Source organism: Rhodopirellula islandica (assembly GCF_001027925.1).
Taxonomy (GTDB): Bacteria; Planctomycetota; Planctomycetia; order Pirellulales; family Pirellulaceae; genus Rhodopirellula; species Rhodopirellula islandica.
The window spans coordinates 1-17,505 of the sequence record NZ_LECT01000036.1 but is presented as its reverse complement, the minus strand read 5'-3'; the positions used below and the strand labels follow the sequence as shown (position 1 = coordinate 17,505).

The window sequence follows — 17,505 nt, the reverse complement described above, 5'->3', positions numbered from 1 at the left end:
ACTTGGCCTAGATTGGCCTGTATCCGACCGTTTCGGTCCCTTCCCTGCTTCTTGCTGCGGTTTCCATGATGGAAGTGCTGTTTTTCATTGCGATCGGTTGGCTGATCATCACGATGGTCGGGCACCTGACCTGGGTCGTCTTCGCGACCATCTTTCGCCTGGTGTTCGCTCCCAAAACGCTCTATCCATCACCACCACCCCGGGTCGAAACACCTGAAACGCAGCGATCCACCCCCCAAAACCAGAAAAGCTCGACAGCTTTTGTTGACCAACCATCAGCCTCCGCGGACCTGGCCGCGTTTTCAAGAATGATGGATGCGTTGACCGCGACCGGCCAAGTCGATGCAGAGACCGCCGGCCGATTGAAAGCGTCCGCCCATGACTTGGCCCTGGACTCGACACCGACGAACGTCGAACCGGTTGTCGAGCCAATTCTTCCCGCCACAACCGCTGCGACTCCCCAACCAATCGCGGATTCCCTCCCCCCGATCGCAGCCAAGTCGATCGCAACGTCGCCAACCGAACCCGTGGCCATTGAACCGGTGGCCATTGCCCCCTTCGTCGCAGAAGCGGTCACCGCTGAAGCCGTCTACGATCCTCCGGTCCCAAGCACGCCCAAGCGAGCGCTGTCGGAAGTCATCACTTCGTTCCTGGCTCGCAACAACATTCGTTGGGGCGAACTGGTCGCTGGATTGCTGGTCGTGGTCTGCTCGATTGGCCTGGTCGTCAGCCTTTGGAACACGCTGACGTCCGCCCACCGAGTTGTCCCCTCGTTGATCTTCATGTCCGCCGACGCGGCAATCTTCGCGGCGGGTTTGTACACGGTGCGGCGATGGAAGCTGCGCCACACCAGCCGCGCGGTGTTGATCATTGCGACGCTGCTGGTCCCACTGTGCGTGTTGGCTGGCATGGCCGCGGCGGGTGCAGGACTGGATTCGGTTTCGCTTTCCGAGCCCACAACGCTGGGCACGATCGTGGCTGGATTGGCGGGCTGCGGTTGGCTGCTGCTGCAATCGTCACGCAGCTTGGTCGGGCGTGCCGATGCGTTGCCGATGACCGCCAGCGTCATCGCACCGACGCTCTCACTGCCATTGCTCCCGACCGCCGCACGCATGCTCGGCTCCCACGCGGGATTTGCGATCTTGGTTCCCGCGATCTGCGTTGCGGCAGCGTTGCTTTGGCCACAACGCCAACGCCGCACTCACCTGAATTCGCACGGGCGAGGGCCCTCCCTGGGCGGACCAAGGCACTGGAAAAATCGTTGGCTATCGCTCGGGATCGCGTCTTCGGCGATGGCCAGCGTTCTGGTTTACGCTGCATTCCTGTTCAGCAATCTGGAAAACGAATTCGCGGTGCAGACCGCTTGGATTCAAATCGCGATCGCATCGATTCCATTTTGGATCGCGATTGCATCGAGTTGCCACAGCGACATGTTGAAGTTTCGCGTCGACGCGGTCCCCGCTACCGGCGGCTCTCGCAAGCGTGGCTGGATGGCCAACTCAAATTTGATCGCAACGGTTCTGACAGTGCTCTCAATGGCCGCGGTGCTGGCGATCTTGCCCGCTTCACTTCGCAGACTGGACTGGATGTGGATGCATGCGGTGGTTGCGGCGGCTTCGTGGGGCGCGGCCTCGATCACACTCCGGCAACTCTCTCGCCTCATTGGCACAACGCTGCCACTCGGGATCGCCGCGATGCTGTCGTCTCCTGTCTGGATGGGTGACATGAACTGGGGCGATCTGCCGATGTGGCGATTGGTTCTGGGCGGCGAACCGATGGTGACATCGCTTGCAATCGCCGCGCTGCTGGGTGGGGCTGGCTTCGCCCTGGACCAATTCGCGACAGGGAAATCATGGGCTCGCAACCAAGTCACTGCTAGCTGGCTGGCGGCCTGCGGCTGGGGTGCACTCGCGTTTGTCCAAGCGTTGGTACTCAGCGTTGCCCCGGTCGCGTGGCTTGGTCAGGTCCCGCCGATGCTGGTCGATGTGGTGCTCGGATTGTCCGCCTTGGGATGCATCCTGGGTTCCTTCAAAGATTCGCGAGCCTCCCTGGCAACACCGGTGATCTTGGTCGCCTTTTGGACCTCGGTGCTCGGATTTTTCACCTGGACGGATGGGCGTCTCCAAACCGATTTCACCCTGACACCTTGGATCGGACTCGCGGTCACGATGTCGTTGATGACGGCCGCGTTGCTCGCGAAGCACCTGCTCCACCGGCAATCCAACGTCAACGAACAACACCTCTCAACCGAGCCACCCAACTCGCTTTCGCGAGCAAGCAAAGTGTCGCTGCGACGTCATGCTTTGTCGGCAGGAGTGACGGCATGCCTGTCTGCTGCGGCACTCGGCGGGATTGGATTGCTGTCGCTCTCATCCAACGAGATCACAGCGCCCGGGTGGTGGTCCGCCAGCGGTCAACTTTGGCTGCTGGTGACCGCGTTGTTCGGGGTCGCGATCTTGCTGCGAGAAAGAAGTTGGCTACAGACTTCGATGGGCCTCTCCGCGATCACCGTCGCGACCACCCTCACCGCTTCGCTGGGCGTGATGACTTGGCATTCCGAATCGTGGCTGGGCGGAATTGCAACGTGGTGGGTCGCGGCAATCTTCGCGGCGACATCGGCGATCTGGATGCTCATTCGAATGGTCGCACCACTTCGAAGTTGGTTTCCTGATCGCAAACTGAATTGGGCTCAACTGCCTGATGGCCTGTTCGCCATGCTGGCGACCGGCACGCTCATCTTCACCGTCGCTCGCCAGTACGCCGCGATTGTGGCGGCACCCTTGGAAGCGATTGCGCAGTGGCCCACCAACGAATGGATTGCCGCGGCGAATTTTGCTTGGTTTGAATCAGCAGCCTGCTTGGGATTGATCGCGGGAACGGCCGCGTTGTTCGTTCTCTCACGACGTCACGCCGAAGATTCACTCTGGTCCGAAAACGGCTGGCAAGATTGGTTCCTAGGATTGCTTGGCGCAGCCAGCTTGTATCTCGCGAGCCAACTTTCTCTGGCGTGGACCAACTCCGCCTCCGCCTGTTTGGTCATCACCACCACGCTCGCCTGTGCGTTTTTGTTGACCTGGAAATTTCGGTCCCAAGCCATGCTCAGCCCCTGGCTGCCACTCGGCAGCGGATCGCTTGCATCGAGCCATCCAAATCCGCTGACTGCATTCTTGCTGCCGAGCACGTCCGAGCGTTCGGTGATCCACGCGATGCTCGCCGGGCTGGTCGCAGCCGGATCAATTGTGTTGCTGGCGACAGGCTGGTTCGCACCTCTGTCGAACAACCTTTCACCGGATCGATTCAGCACGCTCGCGGTGACCAGTTGGTGGGTGATCGCATCGGTCGGGCTGCTGTCCTCCAAGGCGGACTCCAAACGCGAAGCGAATTCCCATTCGCTTCTTTCCAGCACCTTGCTGCCTCTGGCGATTGGTGTTGCCACCCCAGCGATCGCCACGCGAGTTCCGTTTGCGAACGAGCCTTTGGTGTGGACACAAATGTCGGTGCTGGGGTCACTGGCGTGGTGGTTGCTGCATCGGTTGGTTCGCAGCACCTTGGGTTCACCTGCCGACGGCCCACCACGCTCCACCGCGGGACCCTATTTTTCGCGGTGTTGGATTTTGACCGTTGGATTGGCATCCTGCATCGGAGCTGGGCTGGCGGCTTATTCATCGACCGGAACGATGCTGCAACCCCCCTCTTCATTGTGGACGCTGCCCGTCGGTGGCTTGGTATCGGTGATTGCCGCCGCGATCGCGTTGAGATGCGTCGTCACACCGGCTCGCGACGCTTGGCCGTTTGCAATCAGCCTGTTGTCCGGGCACGCAACCGTCTTCATTGTTTGGATGCAGTGGGTTCAGCCTGAATCAGCACTGGTTGTCCTGAGCGGTCTTTGGCTCGCCGCGTCCATTGGGTCGGCGGTGCTACACTGGATTCGAAACATCCCACTGCACGCGTGGCACCTGACTTCACTGACATTCTTGATGGCTTGGGTTGCGTTGTTTGACAACCACACTGCCCCTTGGGAACTGTCTTTCCTGGCGGTCCTTGGACTGTCCGTGGCAGGGCTCCTTTGCACTCGGCTGGGGCGAGTGAACACCAGCGACGACGACTCGAAAAACAACGTCATCAGCGACCATCGTCCGGCCTGGCAATCAATCGGTTCGGTCACCTCACTCGCCGGCTGGGACTGGCGTTTCATCCTGCCACGAATGCTGGGATGGATGACCGTTGGGGTGGGTGGGTTCTTGCTCTGGAACACAGTCTTGGATCCCGTCGTTGCCGTGGCCAAGTTTGATCCGACATCCATTTGGCTGGCTTGGATGGCGTTGTGGGTGATCGTCTGGCGAAGCGTCAGAAACGATCGATCGGCACCGTTGGCCGACATCGAAACCGCTTGTGCCATGGTCCCCATCGCGGCATTCGGTTGGATCGAGTCGCACCTTGCACTGCCCAACTCGGCCTTCGCTGATTCCGGTTGGATCGGCGTCACCAGCGGCACGTTGACATTGGCTTCGCTCGGATTGGTCGCCGCGTCCGCCTGGCTGCGGCCGAGCGGACGAACGGTTTGGTTTGTCAGCGTGGTGCTCTCCTGCATCGCGGTCAGCGAAGTCGCCCTTTGGATTGGATCGCAAACTGGCCTGACAACCAACGAAGGGTTGGCGGTGACTCACCTGGTCGTGTCGGCGGCCTTGGTGGCTTGGACGTTTGGCACTTCCCTGCTTGGACACGCTCGCCTGCGATTGGCCAATTCGCTCGAACAGGTGACGCTGCTGTGGGCTGGACTGAGTTCCCTGCTGGCCTGCTGGCTGGTACTGGATCACACCCATGAACCATGGCCGCGGGTTTGCATCCTGGCCACCGGCGTTCTCGCCTGGGTGTTCTTTGAACTGTCCGAAAGAAACCTCGCCAACAACGCTGCCATCACCTCGCGAAGACGTCACATCACCGTTGCGATTGCCTTGTGGTCGATCGCTTTGATGGCGTTGCTGACCGGCCTGCCGCTGCAGCACCCCGCCTTGATCGCGGTGATGCGACTGCTGATTGCCGGCGTCTTGATGGTGGCGGTGTTGTTGCTAGCGATCCCCAAGTTGCTCAAGGGTCCTTTCCTGGATCGCTGGAGCGAAGCCTTGACCCGCGGCGGGCTGATCTCGGGCATCGTCGCCATCGGATCCCTGGTCATCATGCTGGCGCTGGAGTCTGCGGTACGGATGCCAGTGGTTGGCATCCCTGGCATCAGCATGCCGGTGGTGATCGCCGTCGCGATCACGCTGGGCGGACTGGCGGCGATGGCGGGTGCCTTGGCAATCCTGACGGGCCCGAACACCGGACTGCCCAACTCCCGGTTGTCCAATTCTCTGCTGAGCGTGCAGCTCAACGATTCGCAGCGGAAATGGTTGCTGTACATCGCCCAAGGGGTTGCCGCGACAACTTGGTTGCACTTGTTCCTGTGCCGAACCGGAATCGCTTTCATGGGCCTGCGACAGGTCTGGCCGTACGTGGTGATGGTGATCGCATTCGCCAGTGTTGGTCTGACCCAGTGGGCGATGCGACGCGACGACAAAGTGTTGGCCGACGTGATGCGTCGCACCTCCATGTTCTTGCCGATGATCCCCGTCGTGGGGTTCTGGCTGAGCGGTTCGTACGCGGTTGTGACCCAGTCCGAGAGTTGGTCCTGGACCTTTTTTCGTGGCACAACGTCCTACCAAGGCCTGCTGCTGGTCGGTGCGATTTACTACGGAATGATGTCGCTGCTGTGGAAGAATGGGCTGCCTCGAATCGCCACCGTCGTGCTTGCCAACGCAGCCCTGTGGGTAACGCTCACCCAGGTGCCTGGCTGGGACTTCATCACGCACCCGCAAGCCTGGCTGATCCCGCCCGCCGCCTGCGTCTTGCTGGTCGCTCACCTGCAACGCGAGCGTTTGGAGGCGGCCATGGGATCTGCGATTCGGTACGCTTGCACCTTGGTGATCTACCTCAGCAGCACGGCCGACATGCTGCTGTCTGAAATCGGTCGCTCGCTATGGGGGCCGGTGATTTTGGTGCTGCTTGCTCTGGCCGGCATGGCGCTCGGCGTGGTGCTGCGAGTCAAACCGTTCCTGTATCTCGGCACCATCTTCGTGTTCCTCGGCGTGACCAGCATGGTCTGGCATTCCACGCAAGCGATCGATGCGGTGTGGCCGTGGTGGGCGTTTGGGATCACGACCGGACTGCTGCTGCTGACAGGATTGGCGATGATTGAAAAGCATCGACCGCGACTGAACCAATGGGCCAACCAATTGGCGAGTTGGGAAAGTTAGTCCGATTGGTCAAACCTGGCCTCTCATCGAAGCAACCAAGTTCGCTACACTGACCCGCCTCGCAAGTGCCAACGAAACAAAATCGCGTTGTTGACAGCGAAGGAAACCCAACGGGTGACGCCCTGCTGTTGAAGTGACTCACAACCCGACGCGTGAGCGAGGGACCACAACCAATCCTTCGCTCATCCGCCGAACGACTAGGCAAGGCGGATTCGCTTCGAAGGTACCTGAACCAACAACGAACTTGTCTCAACCACGGAGGATCGACGATGGCAAAATCAGAACAACAAAAGCAAAAAAAACTGGCCAAGCTGAAGGCCAAAGAACTTCGCAAAAAGAAAGAACTGGCCCGCCAGCAGCAAATGCTGACGTCGATGGCCGGCAAAATGCGAGCTGCCGCCACCGGAACAATCAAGGACTGCATGATCAGCCCGGATCTGCTGGCCCCCAATCCAACCAGCCCCGCGATCGGGCACGTGATGCTTTCGCGAACGGCACCCGGCAGCCAAATTGCCGCGGCGTTCTTCCTGGTCGACTTGGGTTGCATGGGCGTCAAAGACGTGGCTGGCAACTATCGCACCCAGACGGAATACAACGATGTGATCTCCGACATGCAGTCGCGTCAGATGCTGCAACCTTGCGAGCCCGAGTTCGCTCGCGGGGTGGTGGAAGCCGCGATCGCGTATGCCGAATCATGTGGCCTGCAACCGCACCCCGACTACAGCAAATTCGCACCGCTGTGGCATCACATCGAGCCCGCGTCCGTGGGCGACACACTTGCCTTTGGAATGAACGGAAAACCGACGTACATCGCGGGCCCGTATGACGACATGGGCCGACAAACGCGGATCTACAATCGCCTGCTCGAGACCCTCGGCGAAGGCAATTTCGAATTCGCAATGGCCACGTCGGGTGCCCCAAGCTTCGATGACTTCGAACTGGACGAAGAGATCGACCTCAGTGAAGAGAACTCGATGGTGCGAATCGATTCCGCAGAGTGAACCAACGCAAAGTGATGAGTCGAGCCGAGCCAATGGGCATCGGCTGATTCATCCAACTGCGGCGATTCTGATTTGCAACACCGGACGAACCCGGTGATTGCGATGAAACCGGGGCGAACGCCCAAACGGCTCACATGAAAGATCGACAACCGACTAAATCAACAGCCCGCTGGCGTCAAAACGGCTCACCAGACGACGAAGCTGTGACGCAGCACCAGGCTCAGCGATTCAGTGCGTGCCAGCCCGACTCTTGATGCTGGGTGGCTTTTGGTTTGGCAGGTTGCAAAGCCCGAGGAGTCGCCTGGACGGGAGCCAAGGCGGGACGTCGATTTTGCACGCGATTCAATCGTTCTTGAACGGGCTGTCGAACAGGCTGGTAGTCGCCAGCAGGCTCGGACAACGCAGTCGTTTCTGGCATCGAGGGCCGACGTTCCGTCAACGACGCTTCACGGACTTTGTATCCCCACTGAACCGGACCTTCCTCCTCCAACGAAGGAACCGTTCGTGATTGAGCTTGCTCGTAAGCTCCACCGCTGGTGCGAGGTGGAGGCGGCAGGGCAGGCAACAAATCAGGTGCCTGCAATTGCCCCGATCCCGAGGTGGATGGCGGTGTCAGCGAAGGGATCGAACGGACCGGCGAAGTGCTCGGACGGGCAACCGGTGCGACCGCTGGAGCGGAACCTTCGTCAAACGCATGGCGATAACCTTCCGGTGCCGGAATGGGTCGCACACGAGGAGCGGCAGACGGATTGGCAGAAGTGTTTCCGGCGGTCAAACGTCGCAAGTCCTCGCGATCCCGCTGGACCTCTTGCCGGCTTCGACTGAGGTAGTCGTCCAGCGAGTCTGGAGTGCTTCCTTCGCTGCCACCCTGCTCTTCTGGTTCGCTTTGGTATCGATAGCTGTCGTAGGCATCGCTGGGATCCTTGCTTTCCGCTTCGGGCGGATCGTAGGCAGGACTGTTCGACGGAGCCGGTGGCTCGATGCTGTAACGGTACTGCGATGCAGGCGGCTGATCCGACGGCGAAGGCTGCGACTCAACAGACGGTTCACTGGCGTAGGGCGACCCCGTCAACGGCGAAAGCGTTTGCTGCTGAGCGTCGAATGGCTGCAAGTTCGAAGGAGCCGAAGCTGGCGGCGCCATCGGCTGCAGGTCTCCCGTTTGGGCGACTCCGCCGTAGCCATTCGGATCAATGGTGCTGGGGATTGCCGAAGCGGACGGCGCACCGCTCCAACTCGGCTGAGCCGCGTACGACCCGGCAGGTGCCAACTGAGTCGAAGGCGAGGCCGCGTAAGGCGAAGCCCCGTAGGGACTGGTGACCGGAGCCACCGAAGTCGCAACGCCGCACGAATCGATCGTGGTCATGCACGGATCCATCGTGGTGGGAGCGACCATGGCGGGTTGCGATGCCATGCCTTGGAACGTGGTGTAAGGGGTTCGCTGCAACTGCTGAACGGTTGAATCACACGCTCGTTGAACCGTGACCGTGGTCCCGGTGACAGGATCCAACGTCGTGGCAGGCCGATAGTAGGTGATCGGTGCCGTGTAATAGGAACTGCGATAGCCCGTGCCCAGCAACGAATTGAAAAACCGCGACAGTCCACTTCGGATTGGGGTGGGGTAACCGGTCGTTGGTGGATAACCAGTGGCGGGCCGATAGGCCGTGACGGGCTGGACACCTGCGGGGTTGGCCGCGTAACTGCTGTTGGGATACACGTTGCCCGCCCCCATGAAGTTGGCACCCGTGGAAACGGCGCCTCGGTACCCCGAAACGACGGGTGAATTCGCGGTCGGCAATCCGGTGTAGACCGATGGATTGTCCAGCGGCACGGCTCCGTAAGCGGGACGCTGCAACGAATAAGACGGCGACGGCGTGTAAATGCTGGTCGGATTGAGCGGCAACACCGACGAAGTTGGCGCGGCGGTCATCAGCGGTGTGTAACCCGCCGTGTAGCCCGGGTAATTGGCGGCATAACCAGGCGGAGGCGCAATCGCGGGAGCCCCCATGGCGGGCCCAGGCATCGTGGTGATCGTTGTGACAGGCGCACCCACGACCGGCGTGTACCCGGCGACGTAAGCGGGTTGCTTGCCATACAGCCAATCCGTCAAGCAGCACGCGTTGGCAACGGGCGCGGCAAAGGAGCCCACCAACTGGCTCAGGACGGCAAACGGCAACACATATCGGCGATGACACCAACGCATCAGCACAACCAATCAGGTTTGAATCATATCGGGATGAACGGACTGACCGACCGCATCTCAGGGGCCAGATCAAACTCGAACTCAACTTTTTGAAAACCACGCAACGACGCGCAGTTGCCGCAAGTGAAGGTTTTGAAAGCCCAAAGGTCAATGATTCTTGAGCGGCAGTTCACCGCTTGGCAAGCATTTCGGGCCGTTGGCTGCCGGTCGAAACGATTGCAGCGGTTGGGAAAGATCCTGGCCGGACACGTGGTGATTTCACGCCCTCCTGCCACGTTGGCAACCGCGGACCGAAGAACCAGGCCCCTGACTTTGGCCTGGCAACCACACCAATTCCGTAACCCCCTTACAGGTAGAGACTTACAACCAATCCAAAACGCTCGGTACGGCGATTGCTACCTGCGAGCCCCAACGAACGCATTCGTGCCCGAATGGCCGAACCGCCTCGTTCGACCCGAACACATTCCCCCGTCTCTTTCCCTCTTGGCATCGAATCCGTGGCCGCCTGGACTCGCACTTTGCGATCGTCCAACCCCGCGTGCCTGTCGGATCCAAACCACCTCAGGAGAACTACATCGTGGCAAAGCAGATCGTTTTCGACGATGACGCACGCGGCCCATTGCTTGCCGGCGTCAGCAAGCTGGCCCGTGCTGTCCGCAGCACACTTGGCCCTCGCGGCCGCAACGCCGTTTTGGACAAAGGATGGGGCTCCCCCAAAGTCACCAAGGACGGCGTGACCGTTGCCGAGGACATCGAACTGGACGATCCATTCGAAAACCTCGGTGCTCAACTGGTCAAAGAAGCTGCCAGCAAGACCAACGACGTGGCTGGTGACGGCACGACCACCGCAACGGTGCTCAGCGAAGCCATCTTCCGCGAAGGCCTGAAAATGGTCGCGACCGGAGCCGATCCCATGGCACTGTCTCGCGGCATCCAAAAGGCTGTCGACACCGCGATCGCTCACATCGCCAAAATGGCGACCCCGATCAACGAAAAGAGCAAGAGCGACATCAAGCAAGTCGCCACGATCGCCGGCAACAACGACCCACAAATTGGTGACGTCCTCGCAGACGCCTTCACCAAAGTCGGCAAAAACGGCGTGATCACAGTCGAAGAAGGCCGCAGCAACGAGACTTATGTCGACGTTGTCGAAGGCATGCAATTCGATCGCGGATTCTTGTCGCCTCACTTCGTCACCAACCAAGACGATGTCACCGTCGAATTGGACGATTGCTACATCCTCTTGTTCGAAGAGAAGATCAGCAACAACAAGAAGATGATTCCTTTGCTGGAAGCGATCAGCAAAGCCAAGAAGCCCTTGTTGATCATCGCCGAAGACACCGAAGGCGAAGCGCTCGCAACCTTGGTCGTCAACAAGATGCGTGGCATCCTGTCGGCCTGTGCTGTGAAGGCTCCTGGTTACGGCGATCGCCGCAAAGCCATCCTCGGCGACATCGCAGCCCTGACCGGCGGCAAGGCGATCTTCAAGGACCTCGGCATCGACCTGGAAAGCGTCAAGGTTTCCGACCTCGGCCGCGCCAAGCAAATTCGCATCACCAGCGAAGCCACCACCATCGTCGGTGGTGCTGGCAAGAAAGCTGACATCGAAGGCCGAGTCGCTCAAATCCGTCGCGAGATCGAAGCGACCGACAGCGATTACGACCGCGAAAAACTGCAAGAGCGCTTGGCGAAACTCGCCGGCGGCGTGGCTCAGATCAACGTCGGTGCAGCAACCGAAACCGAGATGAAGGAACGCAAAGCCCTCATCGACGACGCGCGTGCCGCAACCCAAGCGGCACTCGAAGAAGGCATCGTCCCCGGTGGCGGAACCGCCCTCCTGCGTTGCCGTGCTGCCGTTGAAAAACTGGAAAAAGCAACCGAAGGCGATCAAAAGCTCGGCGTGCGAATCATTCGCAACGTGCTCGACCAGCCCATGCGGGCGATCGCCAACAACGCTGGCCTCGACGGAGCCGTGGTCGTCAACCGCGTGCTTCAGATGAAGGGCAAAACAGAAGGCTACGACGCCAACGCTGACAAGTACTGCGATCTCGTCGCAGCCGGCATCGTCGACCCCGCCAAAGTGGTTCGCACCTCGCTGACCAACGCCGCATCGGTCGCCGCTTTGTTGCTGACCACCGAATCGCTGGTCGCTGAAATCCCCGTCGAAGAAGAACCAGCCGGTGGCGATCATCACGATCACGGCATGGGCGGCGGAATGCCAGACATGGGCGGCATGGGAATGGGTGGCATGGGCGGAATGGGAGGCATGGGTGGCATGGGCGGCATGATGTAAGCCGCTGCCCGCGACCCTCCTTTCAATCCTTTTTTCACCCCCACATCAAACTCAACTTTCAACTCACAGGAATCAACTCATGGCCACTGCTAAAAAAATCAACCTGCGTCCTCTCGATGACCGCGTCGTGGTTCAACCCAGCGAAGCCGAAGAAACCACCGCTGGCGGCATCGTGCTCCCCGATTCGGCCAAAGAAAAGCCACAACGCGGCACTGTCGTCGCTGTTGGACCTGGCAAATTGCTCGATAGCGGCAACCGCGGTGAACTCAGCGTTTCGGTCGGCGACGTCGTGATCTACGGCAAGTACGGCGGAAGCGAAATCGAAGTCGACGGACACGAAATGAAGATTCTTCGCGAAAGCGATATTTTGGCCAAGATCGGCTGATCCGGTTCGTTCTTTCACCCCAAAACATCTACGAGGAATTCAGTCGTGGCAAAACAATTGCTTTTTGACGATCACGCTCGGGCCCGCATGTTGGCCGGCGTTGAAAAACTGGCCAAGGCCGTCGCAACGACGATGGGCCCCACCGGTCGGAATGTGATCATCGACAAATCCTTTGGCGGTCCCACCGTGACCAAAGACGGCGTGACCGTTGCCAAAGAAATCGAACTCGAAGATCGCTTCGAGAACATGGGTGCGAAACTCGTCATCGAAGTCGCTCAAAAGACCAGCGACTTGGCCGGCGATGGAACCACCACCGCCACCGTGCTCGCTCGTGCCATCTTCAAAGAAGGCCTGCGAAACATCGTTGCCGGTAGCAACCCCACCGCGATTCGTCGCGGGATCGAAAAGGCTGTCGAAGCCGCTTGCGATCACTTGGTTGAAATGGGACGCCCAGTCAACGGGAAACAAGAAGTCGCTCACGTCGGTGCGATCTCGGCCAACAACGACAACGTGATCGGCGAATTGCTCGCCGACGCGCTGGAACGAGTCGGCAAAGACGGCGTCATCACCGTGGAAGAAGGCAAGAGCCGGAACACCGAGGTCGAATACGTCGACGGGATGCAGTTCGACAAAGGCTATGTCTCGCCGTACTTCATCAACGATTCCAGCACCATGGAAGCGAGCCTCGAAGACGCGTTGGTGTTGCTGTACGAAAAGAAAGTCAGCAACATCCGCGACCTCGTGCCGTTGCTCGAGAAGACCGCCCAAACCGGTCAGCCCTTGCTGATCATCGCCGAAGACGTCGACGCGGAAGCATTGACGTTGTTGGTGGTGAACAAATTGCGTGGCACGCTGAACGTGTGTGCGGTCAAGGCTCCTGGCTTCGGCGATCGTCGCAAATCCATGCTGGGCGACATCGCCACGTTGACCGGCGGAACGCTGATCAGCGAAGACCTCGGCATGCAGCTCGAGAACGTCACCCTGGAACACCTCGGTCGCGCGAAGAAAGTCACCGTCGACAAGTCGAACACGACCATTGTCGAAGGTGCCGGCAAACGCGAAGACATCGACAAACGTGTCGCTCAAATCCGCGCTCAAATTGAGCAAACGGACAGCGATTACGACAAGGAAAAGTTCCAAGAGCGTTTGGCCAAACTGGCCGGCGGTGTGGCTGTCATCAGCGTCGGTGCCGAAACCGAAGCTGAAATGAAGCAAACCAAGGCTCGCCTGGAAGACGCTTTGCACGCCACCCGCGCTGCAGTCGAAGAAGGCATCCTGCCTGGTGGCGGTGTGGCTTTGGTTCACTGCCGCGAAGCCGTGGAAGCAGCCAAGAAGAAGGCCAAAGGCGACGAAAAAGTCGGCGTCGAGATTGTCCTGAGAGCCTTGGATGCTCCCATGCGTCAAATCGCTGACAACGGCGGCATCGACGGCAGCGTTGTCGTCGACGAAGTCTTGCAAAAGAACAATCCTAAGATCGGTTTCAACGCTCACACGGGCGAATACACCGACATGGTCAAAGCCGGCGTCATCGACCCGGTCAAAGTGGTTCGCACCGCATTGACCAATGCCGCCAGCATCGCAGGCTTGTTGCTCACGACCGAAGCCTTGGTCACGAACTTCGAGCAAGAAGACAAGGACAAGCGTCCTGTCGAAGGCATGATTAGCTAATCGCCTTTCCAAATTCGCCAGCGTCGAAGGACGGGATCATCGATCCCGCCTCCGGCACTGCAATTTATTAATGGGCCGTTCGCCATCGGTGAGCGGCCCGTTTTCATGACCCTCCCAGCGTCTTTCCATCTCATCCCTGCCGGACCGATGGACGACTCGGCGCCGAGGTGATCACCGACCACGAACACACACTGTTTGATTCCTCATGGCCACCCAAACCTGCTACTACGAAGTGCTGAAGGTCGAGCGAACGGCCACGAAGCAGCAGGTCGATCGCGCGTATCGCAAACTTGCTATCAAGTACCACCCCGATAGCAACCGTGACGACGATTCCGCGACGACAAAATTCAAAGAAGCCACCGAAGCCTACGAAGTCCTTAGCGACGCGAACAAGCGAGCCCGCTATGACCAATACGGCCACGCCGGGGTCGAAGGCACCACGCAACAATACGGCGATGTCGAGGACATCTTCGAAGCCTTCGGCGACCTGTTCGGTGGCGGCTTTGGCGACTTCTTCGGCGGAGGCTCCCGGCGAGGCGGTGGCGGACGACGACGCGTTCGACGCGGCGCCGATGTTCGCTGCGATGTCACGCTGACTCTGGAAGAAGCCGCTCGGGGATGCCACAAAGACATCGTCTTCCGACGCCGCGTTTCCTGCGACACCTGCGACGGCAGTGGCGCCGCCGCGGGCAGCGAACCCGTCACCTGCACCATGTGCGGCGGGCAGGGACAAGTCATCCAATCGGCAGGCATCCTGCGTGTCCAAACGACGTGCCCGACCTGCAAAGGAGCCGGCAAACAAATCGGCGAACCCTGCGGCAAGTGCCGTGGCACGGGAACACAAAACGAAAAAGCCGAGATGAACGTCGAGATCCCTGCTGGGGTCGACGACGGCATGCGAGTCCGCTTGCAGGGCGAAGGCGAACCCAGCCCCGATGGCGGCCCCAACGGCGATTGCTACTGCTTCATCTCCGTCAAAGAACACAACCTGTTCAAACGCGAAGGCCAGCATCTGATTTTGCAGATGCCCATTTCCTACGCCCAGGCCGCACTCGGCGCTGCGATCAATGTGCCGACTCTCGATGGACCGCACGAACTGACCGTCCCCGCCGGAACACAGACCGGGCACGTCTTCACCATTCGTGGCCAGGGGATCGTGGACCCTCGCAGCGGACGAACCGGCGACTTGCTGGTCCAGGTCTTCATCGAAGTCCCCAAGAAGCTCAGCGACAAACAACAAAAATTGCTTCGCGAATTGGCCGAACTCGACCACGACTCCGTGCTTCCCGAACGCACTTCGTTTCTCGACAAACTTCGCCACTTTTTTGACCCCGAACCGGAAGACGCCAACACCGGCTCAACCGACACGGAGAAAGACTCATGAACGAACCATCCAAAGAAGAATTCCAATCCGAAGACGAAGCATTGGAATCGCAAGCCAACGCTTCGTTTGAAAACGATTCCGCCTCCAACGACGAAGCGTTCACGCAGGCCGGCGAGGAAACTCGCGATGAAGAAATGATGCGTCTACGAGGCGAAGTGGAAGAAGCGAACAAGCGTGTTTTGCAAGCCCAAGCCGAAGCGGAAAACTTCCGCAAACGCTTGCGCCGCGACACCGAAGCCCAACTGAAATTTGCTGGCATGCCGCTGGTCACCGACATACTCCAAGTCCGGGACAATCTGTTGCGGGCAATCGACGCGGCAAAGGCTGCGGGGGAAGGGGAATCCGTCGGCGGATTGATCGAAGGTGTTTCCATGGTTCGCAAGCAACTCGATGATGTGCTGGCCAAACACGCGATCAAAGAGATCCCCGCCGAAGGCGAACTGTTCGATCCGAACTTTCACGAAGCCATCTCGCAGATGCCTCATCCCGAGATTGCATCGGGCATGGTCGCTCACGTCGCCACACCTGGCTTCCAAATGCACGACCGCGTTGTGCGTCCGGCTCAAGTCGTCGTCAGCACCGGTGATGGTTCCGCCTGATCCGTAGCGAAAGTCGTCAAGAATTTCGAAGATCACCGACTCGATTTTGAAACCATTCCTCCCTCTCCCTTCTTCTTTCAATCCCTTCCTATGCCGACTTACGATTATCTGTGTGAAGCCTGTGGTCACGAGTTGGAAGTGTTCCAAGGCATCAACGACGAAGTGCTGAAGAAGTGCCCGGAATGCAAAAAGAACAAACTGCAACGCCAGTTTGGAACCGGGGCCGCCATCGTCTTCAAAGGCAGCGGCTTCTACCAAACCGACTACCGCAGCGAGAGCTACAAAAAAGGCCAAAGCGCCGACAAACCCAAGGCGGAACCCAAAGGCGATGGGAAAAAGGGCGACAGCAAAGCGAAGAAGTCGAAGGACTGATCCGCTTGCACACTGAAATGCGAACAAAAGTCGTTCGGCAAAACCAGATTCGCCAGAACTCGCTCGTGACCCGATGCAGCTTATTTTCCGGAGAATGACGTAGCGAAAGTCGTCAAGCCTTTCGAAGATCTCCTGACGGTCGAAACTCTTGACGAGTGTCGCTACGGACGGAAACCTCATTTCTGCTGTGACGCAGCGTTTGCTACCAGTTCAAACGCGGCAATCGGCGTTCAAAACCCGTTGTCGAACATCGCTTGAGAACCTGCTACGATTGCACGCATGGATGTTCTGTGTTTGCAATCAGGAAGCAGCGGCAACTGTGTCTTCGTCGACACGGGCTCGGAATGCTTGCTCTTTGATGCGGGAATCAGTTTCCGCAAAGTCCAAACACGCTTGAACGAAGCCGGGCGTGACGCATCGGAAATCGATGCCATTGTGATCTCGCACGAGCACCGCGACCACATCGGTTGCCTGGGCGTCCTGAACCGCAAACTGAATGTGCCGATTCACATCAGCCGGCGCACCCTGCGAGCGACTGAGCACCGTGTTCCACTTGGCCCGGTCCAAGACATCCAGCACTTCGTTCCCGGCGAAACATTCACCGTCGGCGAGACTTCCATCGAAACCATGCCCACGCCGCATGACGGTGTCGACGGAGCCGCCTTCACGCTCGACAACGGATGCTCTCGATTTGGATTGTGGACGGATCTGGGATGCGTCTTCGATGACCTGCTCGCCAGTGTCAACACGCTGGATGCCTTGCTCATCGAGAGCAACTACGACGAAGGCATGTTGGCCGCCTCGGCCTACCCCGACTTCCTTCGCGATCGCATCTCGGGTTCTGGCGGGCACATCTCCAACCGGGAAGCTGCGGAAGTGATCTCGCACGCCAGCGAGCACCTGCAGTGGGCTTGCTTGGCTCACCTTTCCGACGAGAACAACGATCCCGACGTGACACTGCGAACGCACCGCGAATGCCTCGGCGATCAACTGCACCTGATCTGTGCCGACCGCTATCTCGCCACTCAGCCGCTGCGAATCTCCCCCTCCAAGAACCTGAAGCTGACGCAGCAGATGTTCTTCTAAGCAGGTCGGCAGGAATGATCGCGCACCACCATGCGAGCCGTTTGAGCGTTCGCCTGGGCTGTCAAAAGGTTGGTATTGACACCGCTTTGGACTGCGCAGGTTTTGTTCCTCGACTTCGCCCCAACGGGGCAGCCCTATGCCAGCCCAGGGCAACGCCCTGGGTTGTGGCTGCCCCGTTGGGGCGTAGGACAGAATAAAAATCAACGTCGCATTTTCCGTGTCAA

At 59.3% G+C, this 17,505-nt stretch carries 10 protein-coding genes; 9 read left to right on the top strand and 1 reads right to left on the bottom strand.

What is annotated here, in order from left to right:
- The first annotated feature begins 65 nt into the window (after nt 1-65).
- Together RISK_RS17750 and RISK_RS17745 are read left to right on the top strand one after the other, a co-directional pair.
- Nucleotides 66-6,293, top strand: a complete 6,228-nt coding sequence (locus RISK_RS17750) for a hypothetical protein (protein WP_047815676.1) — start codon at nt 66-68, stop codon at nt 6,291-6,293.
- Nucleotides 6,294-6,562: 269 nt separating this feature from the next.
- Nucleotides 6,563-7,294 (top strand): hypothetical protein, encoded by a 732-nt coding sequence (locus RISK_RS17745; protein WP_047815675.1) that lies wholly within the window; start codon nt 6,563-6,565, stop codon nt 7,292-7,294.
- A 220-nt stretch (nt 7,295-7,514) separates the two neighbouring features.
- Here RISK_RS17745 and RISK_RS17740 read toward each other — a convergent pair whose 3' ends face one another.
- Complete coding sequence (locus RISK_RS17740; protein ID WP_047815674.1) at nt 7,515-9,494, bottom strand: hypothetical protein; 1,980 nt, start codon at nt 9,492-9,494, stop codon at nt 7,515-7,517.
- 577 nt (nt 9,495-10,071) lie between these two features.
- Here RISK_RS17740 and groL (RISK_RS17735) point away from each other — a divergent pair.
- From groL (RISK_RS17735) to RISK_RS17705, 7 genes are all read left to right on the top strand, one after another.
- Entirely contained in the window at nt 10,072-11,787 is a 1,716-nt protein-coding gene (gene groL / locus RISK_RS17735) for a chaperonin GroEL (RefSeq protein ID WP_047815716.1), read from the top strand.
- 79 nt (nt 11,788-11,866) lie between these two features.
- Nucleotides 11,867-12,172, top strand: a complete 306-nt coding sequence (gene groES / locus RISK_RS17730; protein WP_007330007.1) for a co-chaperone GroES — start codon at nt 11,867-11,869, stop codon at nt 12,170-12,172.
- A gap of 45 nt (nt 12,173-12,217) precedes the next feature.
- Nucleotides 12,218-13,840 (top strand): chaperonin GroEL, encoded by a 1,623-nt coding sequence (gene groL / locus RISK_RS17725; protein WP_047815673.1) that lies wholly within the window; start codon nt 12,218-12,220, stop codon nt 13,838-13,840.
- A gap of 205 nt (nt 13,841-14,045) precedes the next feature.
- A complete protein-coding gene (gene dnaJ / locus RISK_RS17720; RefSeq protein WP_047815672.1) occupies nt 14,046-15,224 on the top strand; it encodes a molecular chaperone DnaJ in 1,179 nt (392 codons plus the stop codon).
- A complete protein-coding gene (locus RISK_RS17715; protein WP_047815671.1) occupies nt 15,221-15,823 on the top strand; it encodes a nucleotide exchange factor GrpE in 603 nt (200 codons plus the stop codon). The genes dnaJ and RISK_RS17715 overlap by 4 nt, the downstream gene beginning before the upstream one ends.
- A 90-nt stretch (nt 15,824-15,913) precedes the next feature.
- Nucleotides 15,914-16,195, top strand: coding sequence for an FmdB family zinc ribbon protein (locus RISK_RS17710; protein ID WP_047815670.1), 282 nt, complete (start codon nt 15,914-15,916; stop codon nt 16,193-16,195).
- Between the two features lie 279 nt (nt 16,196-16,474).
- The gene (locus RISK_RS17705) at nt 16,475-17,281 is read left to right on the top strand and encodes an MBL fold metallo-hydrolase (protein ID WP_047815669.1); all 807 of its coding nucleotides are present in this window, start codon (nt 16,475-16,477) and stop codon (nt 17,279-17,281) included.
- The last annotated feature ends 224 nt before the right edge of the window (nt 17,282-17,505 follow it).